3 protein-coding genes are annotated in these 2,927 nt (G+C 70.2%); all 3 read left to right on the forward strand.

Annotated features, from left to right (window positions below):
* The first annotated feature begins 635 nt into the window (after nucleotides 1–635).
* A complete protein-coding gene (locus E1266_RS36620) occupies nucleotides 636–1,787 on the forward strand; it encodes a TadA family conjugal transfer-associated ATPase (RefSeq protein ID WP_132055094.1) in 1,152 nt (383 codons plus the stop codon).
* Nucleotides 1,784–2,506: a type II secretion system F family protein gene (locus E1266_RS36625; protein ID WP_243719341.1), complete on the forward strand. Its 723-nt coding sequence runs from the start codon at nucleotides 1,784–1,786 to the stop codon at nucleotides 2,504–2,506. Before E1266_RS36620 ends, E1266_RS36625 begins: the two co-directional genes overlap by 4 nt.
* 182 nt (nucleotides 2,507–2,688) lie before the next feature.
* Nucleotides 2,689–2,927 (forward strand): hypothetical protein (locus tag E1266_RS39075; RefSeq protein WP_207946144.1); only part of this gene is annotated, 239 nt, incomplete at its 3' end.

A 2,927-nucleotide genomic window follows, 5' to 3' on the forward strand; every position in this document is an offset into this window, starting at 1 on the left:
CAACTGCCCCACCCATAAGGCCAAACGGCCCGTACCCCCAACAATTCAAGACAGCCAGCACCGCAGCATGACGGGGCCGCCAGCACCGTCCGCACGACGGGGCCGCCAGCACCGTCCGCACGACGGGGCCGCCAGCACCGTCCGCACGGCAGGGCCGCCAGCACCGTTCGCACGGCAGGGCTGCTCGAACGGTCTGCACGGCGGGGCTGCCTGCATCGCCCGCGGGGCAGGGCTTGCCAGCGCCGTATGCAGGGCGGGCTGCCCGCGCGGTCTGCACTGTGGGCTGCCCCCGCGCGGTCTGCACGGGGGCCGCCTGCGCGCCCGCCCGGCGAGGCTGCCCGCACCGCCAGCACAAGGGGGCCGCCTGCGTGGTCTGCGCGGTCTGCGCGGCGAGACCACCTGCATTGCCCGCACGGGGGAGTTGCCTGCCCGCGCATCTTTCACCCGTTACCCCCGATCAGCGCTGGGCCGATCAGCGCCCGGTGGATCGCCGCTCGCGCCACCTAGCAGAGCCACCGGGCTGAGAAGACGGCGCCCACCACCAGTGGGCGTGCAGCGCCGAAACGACCGAATCACCCAGCCAGAGCAGCTGGCCGTCCGCCGCCACCCCACACAGAACAGGAGGAGAAGGTCGTATGACGAGGCTGTCTGACGTCATCCGGGATCGGCTGGCCGATTCCGGTGCCGAACCGACCACCGGCCGGGTCGCCGCGGCCCTGCGCGCGGAAGAACGACTCCTTGGCGATCGCGAGGTCCTGACGCTCGCCGACGAACTACATGCCGAGTTCGTCGGCGCGGGGCCGCTTGAACCGTTACTACGGTCTCCAGACGTCACCGACGTCTTGGTGAACGGTCCGGACGAGGTCTGGGTCGACACAGGCTCCGGCCTCGTCCGGACCGGCCTGCGCTTCCCTGACGAGCCCACCCTGCGCCGCCTCGCCCAGCGCCTCACCGCAGCCGCCGGACGCCGCCTCGACGACTCAGCCCCCTACGCCGACGCCCGCCTCCCCGGCGGGGTGCGGCTGCACGCGGTCCTCCCGCCCGTGGCGGCAACCGGAACTTGCATCTCCCTGCGGCTCCCCCGCCGCCGCGCCTTCACGCTGGACGAACTGGTCGCCGCCGAAACCGTCCCGGCCGAGGGCGCCGACCTACTCGCCGGCCTGATCAAGTCGCGAGCCGCCTTCCTGATCACTGGCGGAACGGGCACCGGCAAGACGACATGCTTGAGCTCACTGCTCTCACTAGCGGACCCGGCCGAACGACTCCTCCTGGTCGAAGACTCCGCAGAGCTGAGACCGTCCCACCCTCACGTAGTCCGGCTGGAGGCACGACCGCCCAACATGGAGGGCGCGGGGGGCGTGAACTTGAACGACCTCGTCCGCCAGGCCCTCCGCATGCGCCCCGACCGCCTCGTCGTTGGCGAAGTCCGAGGCCCGGAGGTCGTCCACCTGTTGCAGGCGCTGAACACGGGGCACGAAGGCGGCTGCGGAACCCTCCACGCCAACACCGCGGCCGACGTGCCGGCCCGGCTCGAGGCCCTGGCTTGCGCGGCGGGCCTGACCCGCGAGGCCGTCCACAGCCAACTCGCCGCCGCCCTGGACTTCGTGGTGCACCTGGTACGCGATCCGGGCGGAGGTCGGCGCCGCGTGGCAGAGATCTGCCGCCTCCGCCGAGCACCGGACGGCTTGGTCGGTGTCGTCCCCGCTGTCTCGTTCACTCCGTCCGGCGGGATCGTCCAGTCTCCCGAGGCCGACTCTCTGTTCACAAGACTGCGGGGCACCACGTGATTCTCGCGCTGGCGGCCCTCTGTTCGGCGGCCGCCGTCTGGACACTCATGAGCCCTTCTCCCGCCGTCATCCGCCTGGACCGCCTCACAACCGACCCAACCAAGACCCCGCTCCACTACGTCACGTCGAAAGCCGACGCGCTCAAAGAACGCAGGACACGTCCGCAACGATGGTGCACGTCCGTCATCGAGCTGTGCGACGCGATGGCCGCCGAACTGGCGGCGGGCCGAACTCCGGACGAGGCGTTCACAGCAGCCGCGGCCGTCCTCGACCCGCACGTCTCCAAGGAACTCCTCAACATCCCTCGCCCGCCCCCCGACCATTTGGAGGAACTGGCGGCTCGTCCGGGGGCGGAAGGGCTGCGACTCCTGGCGGCCTGCTGGCGCATCGGCTCCGAACGCGGCGGCACCCTCGCAGCCGTCCTGGACGGCCTGGCCGCCGCCCTCCGCGACGAAGAGGCACAGCGCCAGGACGTTTCCGTTCAACTGGCAGGTCCCCGCGCAACAGCCCGGCTCCTAGCGGCACTACCGCTACTGGGCCTGGCCATGGCGTCGGCCTTGGGCGCGCACCCGATCCCGTTCCTTTTCGGCACCCTCCCCGGCCTGGCCTGCCTAATCACCGGTACGACCTTGAACCTGACCGGCCTCTACTGGACCCACCGCCTAGCCCAATCCGCTGAGTCCCCCACCAACACAAAGCCCAAAACCGCCGCCGTGTGAGCGGCCTCGCGGGAGAGACGAGGCAAGACGGAGCGGGGCGACCAGCGGTTCAGTGCTGCCGAGGTGCAGGTCGAGTGTTGACCCGATCCGTCCCGACCTCGCCCATCCGCCCCACACAGCTCGACGAGCAGATGCACTGCGTCCCGTTCACGCACGTGAGCAGGCCACACCAAGGAGTCCCGATGACGACGTTCATGGCCGTGCTGTTTGCAGCAGCGGCGGCCTTCCTGCTCCCACGAGGTCCGATTCCAGCCGTAAAACGCCTGAACGACCAGTTCCGAAGCCCGAAGGACCCCTTACCAGCACTGCATCCCGCAGGCGCCCCTCGCAGGACACAGAAGCCCCCTCACGAGCGGTCATCCGAGAAGGAACGCCACACAGACCTGATCACACAGAAGACATTGACCCCGTGGTCCAGGGC

Source organism: Actinomadura sp. 7K534 (assembly GCF_004348575.1).
Taxonomy (GTDB): Bacteria; Actinomycetota; Actinomycetes; order Streptosporangiales; family Streptosporangiaceae; genus Spirillospora; species Spirillospora livida.

Excerpts from the sequence above, each read along its gene's own strand:
- E1266_RS36620 (WP_132055094.1), top strand. The coding sequence starts at position 636 with ATGACGAGGCTGTCTGACGTCATCCGGGATCGGCTGGCCGATTCCGGT.